The organism is Corynebacterium lizhenjunii, from assembly GCF_011038655.2.
GTDB lineage: Bacteria > Actinomycetota > Actinomycetes > Mycobacteriales > Mycobacteriaceae > Corynebacterium > Corynebacterium lizhenjunii.
Genome location: NZ_CP064954.1, coordinates 1,482,779 through 1,498,075, shown reverse-complemented (window position 1 = coordinate 1,498,075; position 15,297 = coordinate 1,482,779). Strand labels below are relative to the sequence as shown.

Sequence of the window (15,297 nt, the reverse complement as noted above, 5' to 3'; positions counted from 1 at the left end):
CAGTCTACCCTGCGGGAAGGATCCAAATAACAATTCGGTCACAGTACGTAACTGGTGGGCCTCGGGCCGGATTTATTTCAGGTTAGGCTGTACTATTAAAAGGGCACTTCGCGGCTATTGCTTCAAGATACTCGCGTGAATTGTTCAACGAGACTTCATTCAAGGAGGAACGATGACAACCCCAAATGACCCGCAGCGTGACGGAGGGGACCAGCGTCCGGAGCCTGGGCGCTATGAACCTACAAATCACCCAGAAGACCGCCCTGACTTCGGGGTCCCGAGTTATCCGACGCATTCAGATTCGAGCGCTGGCACCGGGGCCGAGTTTAACGGTTACTCCGGCTACGAGGGTGCCGGGGAATACGGTGTCAATGGTGCAACCATTCCGGCACCCCCGGGAGTTCACCCCTGGGAGGCAATCAAATTTGGCTTTAAGCGCACCTTCCAGAATCCCGGGCTGTGGGTTCTGGGCAGCTTGCTGTTCATCGGTGTGGCAGTCGTGGTTGGTCTCATCGCTGGCTTCGCAGCGGGCTGGACAGGAGATGCGAATGCGGAGGTGCACATAGGAGCTTCCCCGTGGGGCCCAGGGGATATTGCACTTAACAGCCTGGCAGCTATCATCGGGTTGCTGCTTACCCCAGTCATTTACTCCTTGGTGCTGCGCGATATTGATGCCCCCAAGGCAGGTTTTAAGGATATTCCGCGCACCCAGAACTTCTGGAAGGTTATTGGGGCCAGCATCCTGGTTGGCATCATCTCTGCTGCGTTGGCTTTGGCGCTTGCGTTTATTACCCTCTTCGGTGCTCTTCAACGGTTGGAGCAGAGTATAGAGCAGTTGGATGACCCAGCGGTAGCTCTTGCTGCGCTTGGAACGGTGTTGCTGGCAGTTCTGGGTTTGACTGTGCTTATGGCATTCGTCACACCATTCTTTACGTTGATTGTGTGGCTGGTTGCAGATGGGCGCGCCGGGGTATTGGAATCTATCCCAATGGGCGTGAAGCTGGGCGCGAAGAATTATCTGCCGCTGGTGGGTTTCCAGCTGTTGCTGATGTTCATCATGCTCGTCTTGGGTCTTGTGACGCTGGGGTTCGGGCTGCTGGTACTGCTGCCCGCGCAGTATCTAGCCCTGGGGCACGTCTACCGGCAGGCAATTGGTGGTCAGATTCCCGCCCCGGCTGCGTAGGCCCTAGGAGCTAGGCGAAAGCGCCATCGAACTGTGCGGAGCAGGTGTCCTAACGGGGCACCTGCTCTTCCATTACCTGTGCAAAGGCGCGCGAGACCAACTGGCCAAACGCGTGAAACTCGTCTGAGCGTGCTGCCGAGGAGCGAAAGACCAGGCCCACCTGGCGCTGGGCCGTGACGTCAGGGGCGAAATTGCCTACGGCAATATCAGGGTGGCGGCACTCAGCCGCCAGGGCGGAGGCGGGGATCAAGGTGGCGCCCATACCGCCAATGACCAGTTGCATGATGGTGGTCAGGGAGGAAGCTCGGGTGACGGCATTAGTGGCATCGGCGGGATTGACGCGTGCTGCCCGGCACAGATCCAGGATCTGCTCGCGCAGACAGTGGCCATCATCAAGCAGAAGTAAATCCAGCTCATCCAATTTTTTAAGGCTAAGGTCCTGCCTGCCGGCCAACGGGTGAGTGCGGTGAGTAACCACCCGGAACTGTTCCTGGTAAAGCGGAACTTCAACCATCCCATGAGCCTCGGCAGGCAGGGCCATGATGGTTAGATCCACCTGACCGTCGCGCAGGCGCTCCAGCAAAGTGTGGGTCTGCTCCTCGACGAAGATGGGTTCAAGCTCCGGAAACTCCTCCCGGATGGAGCGCAGGAGGTGTGGCAGGATGTATGGAGCGACGGTGGGGATAATGCCAATGGTCAGCGGACCAGATAGGGTGCCCTGTGCGCCGCGGGCATGAGCCATGAATGCCTCAGCGGATTCTAGGGTTGCTTTAGCGTGCGGTAACAGCGTCTGGCCTGCGGAGGTGACGATGACGCGACGGGTAGAGCGCTCGATGAGCTGAATGCCCAAGCCCTGTTCTAGGGCGACGAGCGCCTGGGATAATGATGGCTGGGAAATCTGCAGTTTGGTAGCGGCGGTGCCAAAGTGCTTATTCTCCGCAATGGTCACAAATGTGCGCAGCTGGGCGAGTGTCGGCCGGTACTCTTTATTGTTCATGCCTATAACTCTAGCACCATTGAGAAGTTGGAACTATTGACAGGGGCGCGGAAAGGGTGCATAATGAATGTCATTGGTCGCCAACGGCGGCTAAAGAGACAATTCAGACAACCCCGTCCGAAAGAGGAGTTTGGCCACATGCCTATCTTGACCGTTGGAGAGAAATTCCCCGAGTTTGAGCTGACCGCACTAAAGGGTGGTGATCTGCACGACGTTAATGCTTCCCAGCCGGAGGATTACTTCGAGCAGGTGTCCCTGGACAAGTACGAGGGCAAGTGGAAGGTTGTCTTCTTCTACCCGAAGGACTTCACCTTCGTGTGCCCGACCGAAATTGCTGCCTTTGGCAAGCTGGATGAGGAATTCCAGGACCGAGACACCCAGATCCTGGGCGGTTCCACCGATAATGAGTTTGCGCACTTCAACTGGCGTGCAACCCACCCGGAGCTCAAGGAAGTTCCGTTCCCGATGTTCGCCGATGTTCGCCATGACCTGATCCGTGCCCTGGGCGTGGAGAACGCTGCTGGCGTTGCTGACCGCGCTACCTTCATCATTGACCCGGACGGCGTTATCCAGTTCGTCTCCGTAACTCCGGATGCCGTGGGTCGTAACGTTGATGAGGTTTTGCGCGTGCTGGATGCCCTGCAGTCCGAAGAGGTTTGCGCTTGCAACTGGCAGGCAAATGACCCGACCAAGAACATCGACAAGCTCGAGGTTGTGCAGTCCTCCCTCTAAGGCGGATGCCCTAGGACTTACGTCCCCGGACGTTAGCCTGAGAACCATCGTCAGTACCAGCCCCGCTGAATATGAGTCATATCCCGGCGGGGCCTGCTTTTAAGCAGGCGTGAAAATCGCCTATGAAAACGCGTAAGGAGAAAAGTAATGTCTATTGATAACCTGAAGTCCTCCCTGCCGGAGTACGCCAAGGACCAGAAGCTGAACTTGGGATCCCTGGCCCGCTCCACCGAGCTCAACGAAGAGCAGCTGTGGGGCTCCCTGCTGGCAGCAGCTGCTGCGACCCGCAACGACACCGTCTTGTCTGAAATCATGGAAGAGGCTAAGGAGCACCTGTCTGCCGAGGCTATCGATGCTGCCCTGGGCGCCGCTACCGTGATGGCCATGAACAACGTGGCCTACCGCGCCAAGGGCTGGCTGGGCGATGACTACGCTCAGGTAAAGTTCGGCCTGCGCATGAACATTATCTCCAAGCCGGGTGTAGACAAGGCCAACTTCGAGCTGTGGAACACCGTCGTGTCCGCCATCAATGGTTGCGAGCACTGCCTGTCCGCCCACGCTAAGACTCTCCAGGAGGAGGGCCTGACCAAGGAGCAGATCTGGGAAGGCGTCAAGATTGGTGCCGTCATCCAGGCTGTGGTCCAGACCGTGCAGATTGAAGCCGCACGCTAAGGGGTCCACACCAGGCCGCGTGTCTGCGGGCTTCATATGCTGGGCCCGTGCATAAAGGCCCAGCGTGACAGGCCCAGCGAGAAACGTTCAGCGCCAAAATTTGGGGCCTGTGCTAGTTCGTTGAGTACCAGTGCAGGTCCCTTTTCGTGCCCGGGACTTCAGCGGACAATCTGGCCCGTGCTTTACAGCAAGCTGCTAGCACGGGATGTGCTGGGTTGCGAGCTGTTAGGCCTCGATGTGTAGCGAGGAGAGGCGGACTTCGCCGGCAGCATCAGAAGCATCGAGGTCCACGGTGCCTACGAATTGATAGGCATTGTCTCCGGCGGGGTCTTTAAGGATTTGGCGCACTGTCCAGCTGCGCGAGCCCTCGCCCTCGACATGGAAGTACTCCGGGCCGCGGGCGGCTGGTCCCCAATCGATATCGTCGTAGTCAGCAAAGTAAGCATCCATCGCGCCGCCGAAGTCCGGGACATCATCGAGGTAGTCCACCAGCTGCTCCAAACGTTCTTCCTTTTCCAGTGCAAAGAGGTTGACCAGGCGGAAGAAGTAGTTGCGGACCATGATGCCAAAGGCACGCCGGTTGGAGGTTAGGGCAGTGGGATCTTCGACGCCAAATGCCAACTCGCGTTCCATAGTGGCGGCGTCAACGGGCTGATCCTCGCCGGTCATTTGTGCCCACTCGTCCACCAGCGAGGAATCCACCTGGCGGATAAGCTCGCCGAGCCATTCGACGACATCGGCAAGCTCTTCGGTATAGAACTCATCTGGCACGGACTGGCGCAGGGTACGCCAGGCATCGGTAAGGTAGCGCAGCACCACGCCTTCGGAGCGCGCCAAACCATAGGTGGCAACGAGATCGGAGAACGTCATTGCGTTTTCCAGCATGTCGCGCACCACCGACTTCGGGGACAATGTGAACTCCTTGACCCATGCGTTAGTCTCTGCGAATGTGTCATATGCTTGGTGGAGGAGCTCATCAAGGGGCATGGGCCAAGTGATCTCCTCGACAATGACCATCCGTTCGGTGTAGTCCACGCCCTCCGCCTTGAGGGCAGCGATTTCCTCGCCCCGTGCAGCCTGCTGCTGGGCGCGCAGCACCGGCCGGGGATCATCCAAAATGGACTCGAAGACGGAGATAATGTCATAGGCAAACGTCGGGGACTCGGGGTCCAACACACTCAGCGCGGCCAGGGCAAACGGGGCTAGCGGCTGGTTTAGTGCGAAGTCGCGGGGGAGCTCGCGCACCACATGGTAGGGGCGACCATAAATGTCTAGCCCCTTAGTAGAGCGCTGCACCACGCCGGTGCGCAGCAGGCCGCGGAAGAGATCCAGCGCGGTGAGGATGTCCTGGTTTTGCTTTGCCCTGGTGTCGTGGTTGGTGCGCAGCAAGTGGCGCATGTGTTCAAAACCGTCGCCATGGCGGGCCAAGACATTGAGCAACATCGAATTGCTCACGCGGAATTGACTGCTCAACTGCTCAGGTTCAGCGTCTATGAGCCGGAGGTAGGTCTTTTCTGACCACGTGACCTCGCCATCGCGAGCGGACTTCTTCTTAAGCTTTTTCAAGCGGGCTGGGTCATCGCCCGCGCGGCGGCGAGCTTTGGCGTTTTCAATCTCGTGCTCGGGGGCCTGGACCACCACAGTGCCTTCGGTGTCATAACCCGCCCGGCCCGCGCGCCCAGCGATTTGGTGAAATTCGCGGGATTTGAGGATGCGCTGGCGCGAGCCGTCGAATTTGGCCAGGCCTGTCATCAATACCGTGCGTATGGGGACGTTGATACCCACGCCCAGTGTGTCCGTGCCGCAGATAACCTTGAGCAGCCCCTTTTGGGCCAGCCTTTCTACCAACCGGCGGTACTTGGGCAGCATCCCCGCATGGTGAATGCCAATGCCCTTGCGGAGCAGTTTAGAGAGATCGCGGCCGAAAGCTGTACTAAAGCGGAAGGCGCCGATTTCTGCGGTGATGGCGTCCTTTTCTGCCGCGCTGAGCATTGTGGGCAAAGAGGTCAATGCTTGGGCGCGCTCAGCAGCCTCCCGCTGGGAGAAATGCACAACATAGATAGGGGCCTTGCCCCGGGAGAGTAGCTCCTCAATGGTCTCATGTACAGCAGAGAACGTGTAGCTAAAGTCCAGCGGCACCGGCCGGGTGCTGCCGGTGACCAAGCTGGTTTTGCGCCCTGTGCGGGCGGTCAAGTCATCTTCGAGCCATTTGGTATCTCCCAGAGTCGCAGACATGAGAATGAATTGGGTGTGGGGAAGTTCCAACAGCGGGACCTGCCATGCCCAGCCGCGCCCGGGCTCTGAATAGTAGTGGAACTCATCCATAACCACCTGGGCGATGTCGGCGTTAGCTCCGTCGCGCAAAGCGATATTAGCGACGATTTCTGCCGTGGCTGCAATGATGGGGGCCTTGTGGTTTACGGTGGCATCCCCAGTCATCATCCCAACGTTTTCCGCTCCGAAGATCTCGCACAGCGCGAAGAACTTCTCGCTGACTAGCGCCTTAATGGGAGCGGTGTAGAACGTGCGCTGCCCCTTGGCCAGCGCAAAAAAGTGCGCGGCGTTTGCCACCATGGACTTTCCCGATCCCGTGGGGGTGGCCAAGATGACATTATCTCCAGCCAGCGCGGCGAGGCTGGCTTCCTCCTGAGCAGGGTAGAGGCTAATGCCGCGCTCCGATGTCCAGGTCTGGAACGCGTCCCAAATGACATCATCGAGCACGGACTCGGGTACGTCTTGGAAGTCGCTGAGGTGCTGGGAAAGGTTCACAGCAGCCCAGTGTATGCCATTATGGGTACCGGGTGTGGCAGGGCCGTGAGCCTGCCCGTGCAATGACTGCCAGTAATTGGCAAGGGCCTAAGACACGGGCCTAAGACACGGGCTTAAGGTACGGGCCTAAGACACAGACCTAGGAACCAGCGCCGGGAGAACCCTCAGCGTCATCGGCGGTGGGGTCTTCGGCGGCATCGGCAGCGTCTGCGGGGTCTACACTATCGGTGGTATCGGCAACATTGTTGTCACTAGCGGCTGGGCCGGGGGCCCCAATTGCATCCTCGCGGTCATTGATGTCCTCAGAGAGGATTTGTGCTCGCCAGGATTCCTCGTGTCCCACGGCGTCGAGGAACTTTTCAAACTCCGCCGAAAGCTCGTCGGCAGTAGGCAGGGCTGCCTCGCCCGGCATGATGGCCTGGGGGTGCTCCTGGCGGTAACGCTCCATGTAGCGGTCGTATTGCTCCTCGAGTTGCTGAATTACCTCTATGATCTCCTCGGAGTCCATAACTTGAGTCTCTAGCTGCTGGTTAAAGCGTTCCACGTCGCGTTCCAAGGACTTCAGGGGAATCTTGAGCCCCAACGTATGGCTGATGCTCTCTAGCAAGCCCAAAGTCGCCTGCGGGTAACCCGAAGCGCCCAAGTAATGGGGCACGTGTGCCGTATAGCCAGCCACATTACTACCGGCCTTGGCCAGGGCGCGCTCAATAAACAGGGAGGCTGCCCCCGGCACCATCATGGTGGAGTCCATGCGCAGCATGTGGCCAACTAGTTTCTGGGAGTTACCGTGGGCGGTGACCACCATGGGGCGGGTATGCGGGGTAGGCATGGGGGCCGCGTACAGACAGATGGTGTTGTCTACTTTGAACTTTTGGGCCAAGTCGGTCACGGCCTCAGTAAAGCCGCGCCAACGCAAGTCAGGCTCCGGGCCGGAGAGCAACAGGAAAGCTTTACCGGAAGGGTCTCTAAGGACACTCATCTCGATGTCAAAGTTCTCAATCTGCAGGTCCTCGTCCTCCGCTATGGTTACCGCAGGGCGGCGAGAGCGATAATCAATGAGCTCGTCTGTTTCGAAGGAGGCAATCAGGCGGTGCTCTAAGGCGGCCTTGAGGTGGTTGGCGCTGGTTTCTACCGCCTGGCCGGCATCAGCATAGCCGTGCAGCGCCACGATGAGCGTAGCTCCCTTATCGCCTTCAGCCGAGCTATTGGGCGAGCTGTTGACAGCGGGGACGGGGTACTCTAATTCATAAAAACGTTGTTGAGAATTATCCATGGTATTCCTCCTTGTTCGGCCATCGCTGGCCACTGTTGGGCACAACACCAGTGGGGCGGCAGCTATTCCCGCCTGCGCACGGCTGGGCTGCTTCTGGCCGGGGTCTACATGGCGCGAGTATTCACACGGTCAGAGCGTAAAAGGTTTGGGCTAGCCTGCCATTATATCGACTAGTTGCTGCACCGCGTTGCCTCCCGCGCCGACCGACGGTCACAGTAGTTAAAACCGCGACATAATCTTAATCTGTGGAATTCTTCCTGTGGATAACTGCAAGATTTGCCCACTAAAGTGCGCAAAATGACGAGTTATCCACAGATTGGAAAAATTCCCCTTGCCGGGGGTTGACTCGGGGTGCGAAGGTGGGCACATGAACACACACGACACATATTCACCAGGTTTCCTCTTGTCCAATGTCCCCGGTGCGCTGGGGTTCTATCCCACCGAGTCCGTGCTCCTCATGGCGTTTCATGAGCATGCGGACAACCTTCGACTAGGCCCCATTGCGCGTTGTGACATCGCAGACGCTCACGACTACCTCCCGGAGGCGTTCGACGCCGTCTCTGCCGGGACAGATGTGGTCTTCGCCTTTATTGTTTCCCACCGTCCGCAGCAGTCACTGCAGTGGCTCGTCGATTTCCTCTATGACTTCCGCAGCGATGACGACGGACGCGAAATTGACGCCTGCTGGCATAGTCCAGAAATTGCCGTGGGCCAACCCTACGAAGTCTGCTTCGGTCCCCAGCAGTTTGCTGGCGGTGCCCAGGATCCATGGTGCGAGGGCACCATACCGTCCATCATCAATTCCCCCAGCATGCAGCGGTGGGTAGAACAGGGCCAGCTGCCGGAAGTCAGCCGCGCTGCGGCGCAGTCCTTCTACCAGGAGCGCAATCGTTTCCTGTGTCCCAGCCACCGCGCGGAGTTGGAAAGCATTGTGGGGCGGGAAGCCAGTTTGCTCTCTTTAGGCCGGTGCCTGCCGCCTAGCTATCCCCCACACGACCTGTGCCGTGAGCTCGAGGTAGAAGACATTCCTGCGTTCATTGAATTGGTGGTCACCCGTGCGACAGAGGCGGACTGGACACTGGATGAGCTGCTCCGGCAGCCTGGGCTCTTGGGCCGCGTGGGGGCGATCATGGGCTGTACTCTCACCCGCGACCTCGCCATGGGGGCTTTGCTGGAGGCTCCCGATGCCGCCGCAACCATTCTGCTGGCAGTAGCGCAAAGCGTCGAAGGCCTCTCCCGCTGGAATGCACTGACCATCTTTGCTGCCACGCAGATTGCGCAGGGCTTGCCGATGATCGCTGGCACCGTACTGTCCGTTGTGCTCAAGGAGGAACCCCAGCATACTCTGGCGCGTTTAATGGACAAGGGCTACCGGGCGGGCCTCCATGACAGTCTGGTCGATTCGCTGCGCGACGGCTCACGGCTCGCGGTCGTGAACCTTGCCGAGGAACCAGAGTCCCCGCTCGGCAACTGCGGTTAAGCGCGCCGGTCAGCGGAGTGCGCCTGGTCTCCCAGCTGGGTGTGAAAAGCCCAGGCATCAGAGACGATGGTGTGCAGGTCAGTGCGTTGTGGGGCCCACCCCAACTCCTGCTTGATCTTCTCCGAAGAAGCAATAAGTGTGGCGGGGTCCCCGGCGCGCCGGGGAGCATGCTGGGCGGGGATGGGGTGGCCGGTGACTTCCCGGCAGGTGTCGATGACCTGTTGGACGGAGTAGCCATCGCCAGAGCCCAGGTTGTAAATGCGGTGCTGCCCTGGAGTATTGCTCTCCAGAGCTAGCAGGTGGGCCTGGGCGAGGTCAAGGATGTGGATGTAGTCGCGCACCGCGGTGCCATCGGCGGTGTCGTAGTCGTCGCCGAAGATGGAGATCTGCTCCCGGTGCCCTAAGGCTACCTGCAGTACCAACGGGATAAGGTGGGTTTCGACCTCGCGGTTTTCCCCGATCGTGCCATAGGCTCCCGCGACGTTGAAGTAGCGCAGCGACGTTGCTCCCAGACCATAGGCGTGGGCATAAGAGGAGATGGCGTGGTCAATAGCCAACTTGGACGCCCCGTAGGGGTTGGTGGGCGAGGTGGGCATATCCTCGGTAATCGGAACCTGTGCAGGCTCCCCATAGGTCGCGGCGGTGGAGGAAAAGACCAGGTTGCGCACGTCATTGTCGCGCATGGCATCCAGCAATGCCAGGGTAGTTACCACGTTGTGCTGCCAATACTCGGCAGGGGACTCTACGGACTCGCCCACAAGGGAGCGTGCAGCAAAGTGCAGTACGCCGTCAAAGCCGCCCTCGGCGAGAACGCCCCCGGCTACCTCCCGGACGTCCCCTTCAACTAGGCGTGCGCCTTCCGGTACGGCACTGCGGTTTCCGGTAGTGAAGTTATCTATCACGGTTACGTCGTGGCCGACTTCCAGCAGGACCGCGGCACAGACGCTGCCCACGTAGCCGGCACCGCCGGTAACTAAGAGTTTGCGGGGAGTGGTGGTGGCGGTTGGGGCCATAGCTATGCTGCTCGCTTCCATTGCTGGGTGACATTTTCGTCCCATGCTAGCAGCTAGCGCCTGGTCGCCGCCTAGCCAGAAATACGAATGGCGTGGGCGAGGTCGTCGAGGAGTTCAACGGTTGCGCCGGACTCGGTTTTAATGAAGATCACTCCATTGTGGTTGGTGATGGTCACCGGAGCGCCGGTCACAATGCCAGCATCATGCAACTGACGGAACTGCGCGGCGTCGACCTGGAGAATCTCATTAATCTGCACGATGGTGGTCTCTGTGGGCACGGCGACGGGCAGGTCGATGGCGCGAATACCCTCGGTCATCTCCGGTGCCTCGACGCCGAGTTCCTCAAGGGCTGGAATGGGGTTGCCAAAGGGGGAGCGGTAGGGGCTGTCAATAACGGCGACGACGCGCTTTTCTACCTCTTCGCTCATCACGTGTTCCCACCGGCAGGCCTCATCGTGGACCTGGTGGATATCTAGGCCTAGGACGTCAGTAAGGAGGCGCTCTGCTAGGCGGTGCTTGCGCATCACTGCCGTGGCCAAGGAACGCCCCGCCGGGGTGAGATCCAGGCTGCGATCATTGCGCACATGCAGCAATCCGTCACGCTCCATGCGGGCTACGGTCTGGGAGACAGTTGGCCCGGATTGCTCGAGGCGCTCTGCAATGCGCGCTCGCAAAGGGACAATGCCCTCTTCTTCAAGCTCATAAATGGTGCGCAAGTACATCTCAGTAGTGTCGACGAGATCATTCATGGATGCTGGCCTTTCTGTCTCTGGAGCGTTACCGGGACTAGCTGGCGGCTAGAGCGGCAAGGCGCTACGGTTTGCCGCGGGTGGAGACTCCATGCGAAGCCGGCGCCCGTCGATATCAAGCACCCTACACCTTAGCGCACTTCTTGCCCTGGTGTAATGTTGCTAAACCTGTCAGTGTCGAAGTATTAGACGCTTTTACCTATCAATAACGCGATTGTCCCCATTCCCGATCGCGTGTTAGGCCGCACCGTAGCGCGTGGACCCGCTGTGCTGCGCCAGGCTTCGCTGCGCCTGGCGGGCCCACTGTAGCGCGAAAATGCAGCGGGAAGCGGGCTGTCTACAAAGCGTATTCGCGCAGGCGGTCGGCGCGAGCACCGTCGCGCAGCTTGGCCATTACTTCGCGCTCGATCTGGCGGACCCGTTCCCGGGACAGCCCATAACGTCGACCAATTTGGTCCAGGGTGCGCGGGACGCCATCATCCAGCCCGTATCGCATACGGATAACGTCTTGTTCCCGGCCCTCCAGGGTGCCAATGACGTCCTGGATGTCCGAGTGGCGCATGGCGGCGACCACGGCGGTCTCCGCGTCCGTAGCTTCTGCGTCTTCGATGAAGTCACCTAGTGGAGCTTCCTCATCGGTACCAACCGGCATGTCTAGCGAGACCGGATCGCGCGATTGACGCAGCAGCATCTCAATCTTGGCTTCCTCGATTCCAGATTCCTCTGCCAATTCCTCATTCGTGGCCTCTCGGCCCAAGGACTGGTACATCTCGCGCTTAATGCGTGAGAGCTTGTTCACCTGCTCCACCAGGTGCACTGGCAGGCGGATGGTGCGCGACTGGTCTGCCATTCCGCGGGTAATCGCTTGGCGGATCCACCAGGTGGCATATGTGGAGAACTTAAAGCCCTTGGCGTAATCGAACTTCTCCATAGCGCGAATCAGGCCCAAGTTGCCTTCTTGGATAAGGTCTAGCAAGGGCATACCGCGGCCGGTGTAGCGTTTAGCCAAGGAGACCACCAGGCGCAGATTAGCTTCCAGGAGGTGGGAGCGGGCCTTCTTGCCATCACGGACCAAAATTTTTAGATCGCGCTTTTCTGCGCGAGTGAGCTTCTCTGCGTTTTCCAGCTTGTATTCGGCATAAAGTCCGACTTCGATGCGCTGCGCCAGTTCTACTTCGTCTTCAGCGCTGAGCAGGGCAGTTTTGCCAATGCCGTTGAGGTAAACACGGACAAGATCTGCTGAGGGGTTGTCATTGGTCTGATTACGACGTGAGCCGCGATCGACTTCCTGGCTTTCCTCCTCGTTGGTGGTGTTGTGTTCGCGAGCTGTAGCTGGGCTGGTCACAGTGGCCTCCTCCGGGGTATCCCATTTATCACTGTGTTAAACGAGGCTCCGGCCCATTTAGTTCCCGGCACTCAGGAAACTTTCAGGTCTACCTCATTTTGGGGGTAGAGTGCTAAGTCTCCACTAGTACCGTAAAAGGGCCCTCGTTGACCGATGCCACCTGCATCATGGCACCGAAACGCCCGTGTTCTACATGAATGCCAGCGGCCTGGAGCTGGTGCGACAACTCGTCAATGACTGGTTCTGCCACGTCTGCCGGAGCAGCATCCGACCAAGAAGGTCGCCGTCCCTTCGCGGTGCGCCCATAAAGCGTAAATTGGCTAACTAAGAGAACCGGCGCGCCCACCTCGACTACGCTGCGTTCACCGTCCAAAATCCGCAAGCCCGAAATCTTGTCCGCCATTTTCTTTACGGCCGCCTGCTGAGTTGGGGAGTCCACCACGTCCTCGCGGCTTATGCCCACCAATGCCAAAAGGCCGGTGGTCTCCGGGCATTCAATTGCACCGACGACTTCCCCGCCTACTGTGACACTGGCGGAAGATACGCGGGTAAGTACTGCGCGCATGCTTAAACTGGCCTTCCTTCGTCATTCATCCATCGGTCAACGTTCATTTATCGCCGCAGGCTACGCGGGCATAATCATTCCATGCCGGAACAAGTCCACCATGATGGGCACGGCGGCATCGAGCAGCTCTTGCTCATCGTAGCCATGAATGGCGGCATAAACGCCCACGGTATCGCGCAGGTTGAGGCCCTGCGGGTGCAGCCCGGCTACGATAGCCGCCACGTGCTCGTCTACCTCATGCTGCCAGCGGGGACCGTCGGTGCGGCTTAGGCGCAGTACCGCGCGGCTAAAGCCCTGCCCGGACTCGGTATCTGGCAGTGCCACGTCTTCACGCGCCAGCCCCGGGCGGACCTGGAAGTGCTGCGCGGCAAAGTCCGCGTGATCTCGCTCCCGCAGCCAGGCGGTGCGGGTGAAGTATTCCTCAACCTCCGCGCCGAGAGGATCCTCGAAGTGCTGCGTCAAGGACTCAGCCAGGATATCGGAAGGTTCATTGTCTCCAATACGCTGGATGGCCACGAAGCCGAAACCGATACCCGTGACTCCATGGCGGGCGAAATGCTCGAGCCACAATCGGGTACGCTCCTGGCCGGCAGGCGAGCGCACGTCCACAGACTCATCCTTGAGCCATGTTGAGACATACTGGGCGGGATCCGCGACATCGCGCTGGATGATCCAGGCTGCCACACCGGTATCTGGCAGCCAACCTGCAACCCGCTGTTGCCACGTCTGGGTGTCTTGGTGGACCCAAGCCGCCAAGAGGTGGGCCGTTCCGCCGGGGTGCAGATGCTCTACTGATTGGGATACCACCAACTCAGAAGCCGCATCCAAGTTAAGACCAGAGTCTTTGTAGACGTGGCCCACCTCCGGCAATCCCACTACGAAGGGAGGGTTGGCCACAATGCGGTCGAAGCGCCTTCCCGCCACCGGCTCAAACCACGGGCCCTGGAGGAGTTCAACGCAGTCTTCGACCCCGGCGGCGTGTACCGTCGCGGCGGCCAGGGCCAACGCCCGAGGATGGATGTCCGTGGCCGTCACGCGGGGCAGCTCCCCCTTGGTTGCAGATTCAGGGGAGTAGCTAGCCAGGTGGCCCAGAATTTGCACACCCGAGCCGGTACCTAAGTCCAGCACGGTAGGTGCCGGGGTCGCGGGGGTTGATTGGAGCAGCGATAGGGAAGCCGAGCCAACGCCCAACACGTGGTCTGGGCCGGGCACATGGTCTACCAGGGCAGCATCGACGTCCGAAAAGACCCAAAAGGTGCGCCCGCGGATAATGTGGGGCCGGATGTCCAAGGCCACTCGAATGGCCCCGCCCGGCTCAGCATCAGCAACCAGCGCCCCGGTCTGCCGGAGCCGGTCAGCGATATCCTCACCTACAAGCTGCCCCAACTGGTTAAGGGTGCACGGATCATGGAGCAAGAACACCCGAATGAGCTGGTCTAGTTGCGTATCACCTGCTGCCCCCAGACGCACAGCAGCGGGCTCACCACGATAGAGCGCCTCGCAGAGTTCTGGCCCCAGGTGTCCTGCAATCCCAGCGGCATCAAAACCAGCCTGGGCAAAGACCGCACACAGATCGCCAGCGACCTCAGCAAGCGGATGGTCAGGGTCTAGCGGGGTAAAGAAGTCAGTCATGAGGCGATTCTAAAGCCTGCCATTGCCTGGCCGAAGCAGACCCGGGGCCAAACATGGCATCGGCAGCAGAGGCGGGGCGCGCGGGGGCATCGGCAGACTTGGCTGTGCCCGGTAACAGTCCTGGCTGAGGGCGAGGTACCGCCAACGCCTGCTGCTCATAGTAGGCACGCTGGGCACGCGCCAGACCAGGCTTATAGGTATTGCGCTGCCGGGAATCCTTGCGCGGGCCCTGGCTATTGCCAATGACCACTGCCACCCACGGCAGTGGGAAAGTCACCGCAACGGTCAGTGCCGCCAGCGTCCAATGGTGATAAAGCACCAGCCCGCCCGCACCCAGCAGAGAGGGCACGCGCAGAAACTGCAAGATGCCATACCAAATTTCCCGATGCCGCCGGTGCTGCCCCGGAGACATCTGCGCGTCCGTAATCAACAAGGAGCGCCGACGGCGCAGATGGCTGAGGAGCCGCCGCCACGCGACCCACCGCCCGGGGGTCTGCTCTTCCTCCAGCGGGTACTGGAAATCGTCGTGGTCAACCACGTCATGATCAAAGCGGTCCTGAGAAGAACCAGTGCTGGAGTCCATAGCTTCCCAGGGTAGCCCTTAAAGTCGCCAAGAATCACCTTTGTGGGGCATGATGGTTCAGGTGAGTAGCACGACGACAAAGACGATTGAACGCCCTGATGAACTCGTAAAAGAGTCCACCGGCAATGACACCCCGAAATTTTTCCACTATGTCAAGAAGGATCAGATCCTTAACTCCGCGCTGAGTGGTGACCGCGTCGTAGCACTGTGCGGAGAGACTTTCCCTGTGACCAAGCAAGCAAAGCCAGGATCGCCAGTGTGCCCGGAGTGTGAGAACATCTACAAGGGCCTACGCCGTAAGTGA

Annotated in this window: 14 protein-coding genes; 5 read left to right on the top strand and 9 right to left on the bottom strand. The window is 59.5% G+C overall.

Annotation, left to right across the window (positions count from 1 at the left end; all coding sequences use genetic code 11):
* Nucleotides 1-172 precede the first annotated feature (172 nt).
* A complete protein-coding gene (locus G7Y31_RS07080; RefSeq protein ID WP_165006556.1) occupies nt 173-1,183 on the top strand; it encodes a DUF2189 domain-containing protein in 1,011 nt (336 codons plus the stop codon).
* 49 nt (nt 1,184-1,232) lie between these two features.
* Here the strand turns inward: G7Y31_RS07080 and G7Y31_RS07075 are convergent, their stop codons facing one another.
* The gene (locus G7Y31_RS07075) at nt 1,233-2,180 is read right to left on the bottom strand and encodes a hydrogen peroxide-inducible genes activator (RefSeq protein WP_165006554.1); all 948 of its coding nucleotides are present in this window, start codon (nt 2,178-2,180) and stop codon (nt 1,233-1,235) included.
* Nucleotides 2,181-2,318: 138 nt separating this feature from the next.
* Between G7Y31_RS07075 and G7Y31_RS07070 the strand changes: the two genes are divergently transcribed.
* Nucleotides 2,319-2,912, top strand: a complete 594-nt coding sequence (locus G7Y31_RS07070) for a peroxiredoxin (protein WP_165006551.1) — start codon at nt 2,319-2,321, stop codon at nt 2,910-2,912.
* A 147-nt stretch (nt 2,913-3,059) separates the two neighbouring features.
* A complete protein-coding gene (gene ahpD / locus G7Y31_RS07065; RefSeq protein WP_165006548.1) occupies nt 3,060-3,584 on the top strand; it encodes an alkylhydroperoxidase, AhpD family in 525 nt (174 codons plus the stop codon).
* Between the two features lie 225 nt (nt 3,585-3,809).
* Here ahpD and G7Y31_RS07060 read toward each other — a convergent pair whose 3' ends face one another.
* Complete coding sequence (locus G7Y31_RS07060) at nt 3,810-6,353, bottom strand: DEAD/DEAH box helicase (protein ID WP_165006545.1); 2,544 nt, start codon at nt 6,351-6,353, stop codon at nt 3,810-3,812.
* A 139-nt stretch (nt 6,354-6,492) separates the two neighbouring features.
* Nucleotides 6,493-7,626, bottom strand: a complete 1,134-nt coding sequence (locus G7Y31_RS07055) for a PAC2 family protein (protein ID WP_165006541.1) — start codon at nt 7,624-7,626, stop codon at nt 6,493-6,495.
* A gap of 367 nt (nt 7,627-7,993) precedes the next feature.
* On the opposite strand from G7Y31_RS07055, the gene G7Y31_RS07050 reads away from it, so the two are divergent.
* A complete protein-coding gene (locus G7Y31_RS07050; RefSeq protein WP_165006538.1) occupies nt 7,994-9,106 on the top strand; it encodes a DUF4192 domain-containing protein in 1,113 nt (370 codons plus the stop codon).
* Here G7Y31_RS07050 and galE read toward each other — a convergent pair.
* From galE to G7Y31_RS07020, 6 genes are all read right to left on the bottom strand, one after another.
* Nucleotides 9,103-10,119 carry a UDP-glucose 4-epimerase GalE gene (gene galE / locus G7Y31_RS07045; protein WP_165006992.1) on the bottom strand — a complete coding sequence of 339 codons (1,017 nt, stop codon included), beginning with the start codon at nt 10,117-10,119 and terminating at the stop codon, nt 9,103-9,105. The two genes, G7Y31_RS07050 and galE, sit on opposite strands and share 4 nt — an antisense overlap.
* Nucleotides 10,120-10,190: 71 nt before the next feature.
* A complete protein-coding gene (locus tag G7Y31_RS07040) occupies nt 10,191-10,868 on the bottom strand; it encodes a metal-dependent transcriptional regulator (protein WP_165006535.1) in 678 nt (225 codons plus the stop codon).
* Between the two features lie 337 nt (nt 10,869-11,205).
* A complete protein-coding gene (locus G7Y31_RS07035; protein WP_165006532.1) occupies nt 11,206-12,213 on the bottom strand; it encodes a sigma-70 family RNA polymerase sigma factor in 1,008 nt (335 codons plus the stop codon).
* A 112-nt stretch (nt 12,214-12,325) separates the two neighbouring features.
* Nucleotides 12,326-12,778: a D-aminoacyl-tRNA deacylase gene (dtd, locus tag G7Y31_RS07030; protein ID WP_165006529.1), complete on the bottom strand. Its 453-nt coding sequence runs from the start codon at nt 12,776-12,778 to the stop codon at nt 12,326-12,328.
* Between the two features lie 60 nt (nt 12,779-12,838).
* A complete protein-coding gene (locus G7Y31_RS07025) occupies nt 12,839-14,410 on the bottom strand; it encodes a DUF7782 domain-containing protein (RefSeq protein WP_165006526.1) in 1,572 nt (523 codons plus the stop codon).
* Nucleotides 14,403-14,993: a DUF3099 domain-containing protein gene (locus G7Y31_RS07020; RefSeq protein ID WP_165006523.1), complete on the bottom strand. Its 591-nt coding sequence runs from the start codon at nt 14,991-14,993 to the stop codon at nt 14,403-14,405. Before G7Y31_RS07020 ends, G7Y31_RS07025 begins: the two co-directional genes overlap by 8 nt.
* Before the next feature lie 52 nt (nt 14,994-15,045).
* Here G7Y31_RS07020 and G7Y31_RS07015 point away from each other — a divergent pair, with 52 nt between their 5' ends.
* Nucleotides 15,046-15,297, top strand: coding sequence for a DUF3039 domain-containing protein (locus tag G7Y31_RS07015; protein ID WP_235923088.1), 252 nt, complete (start codon nt 15,046-15,048; stop codon nt 15,295-15,297).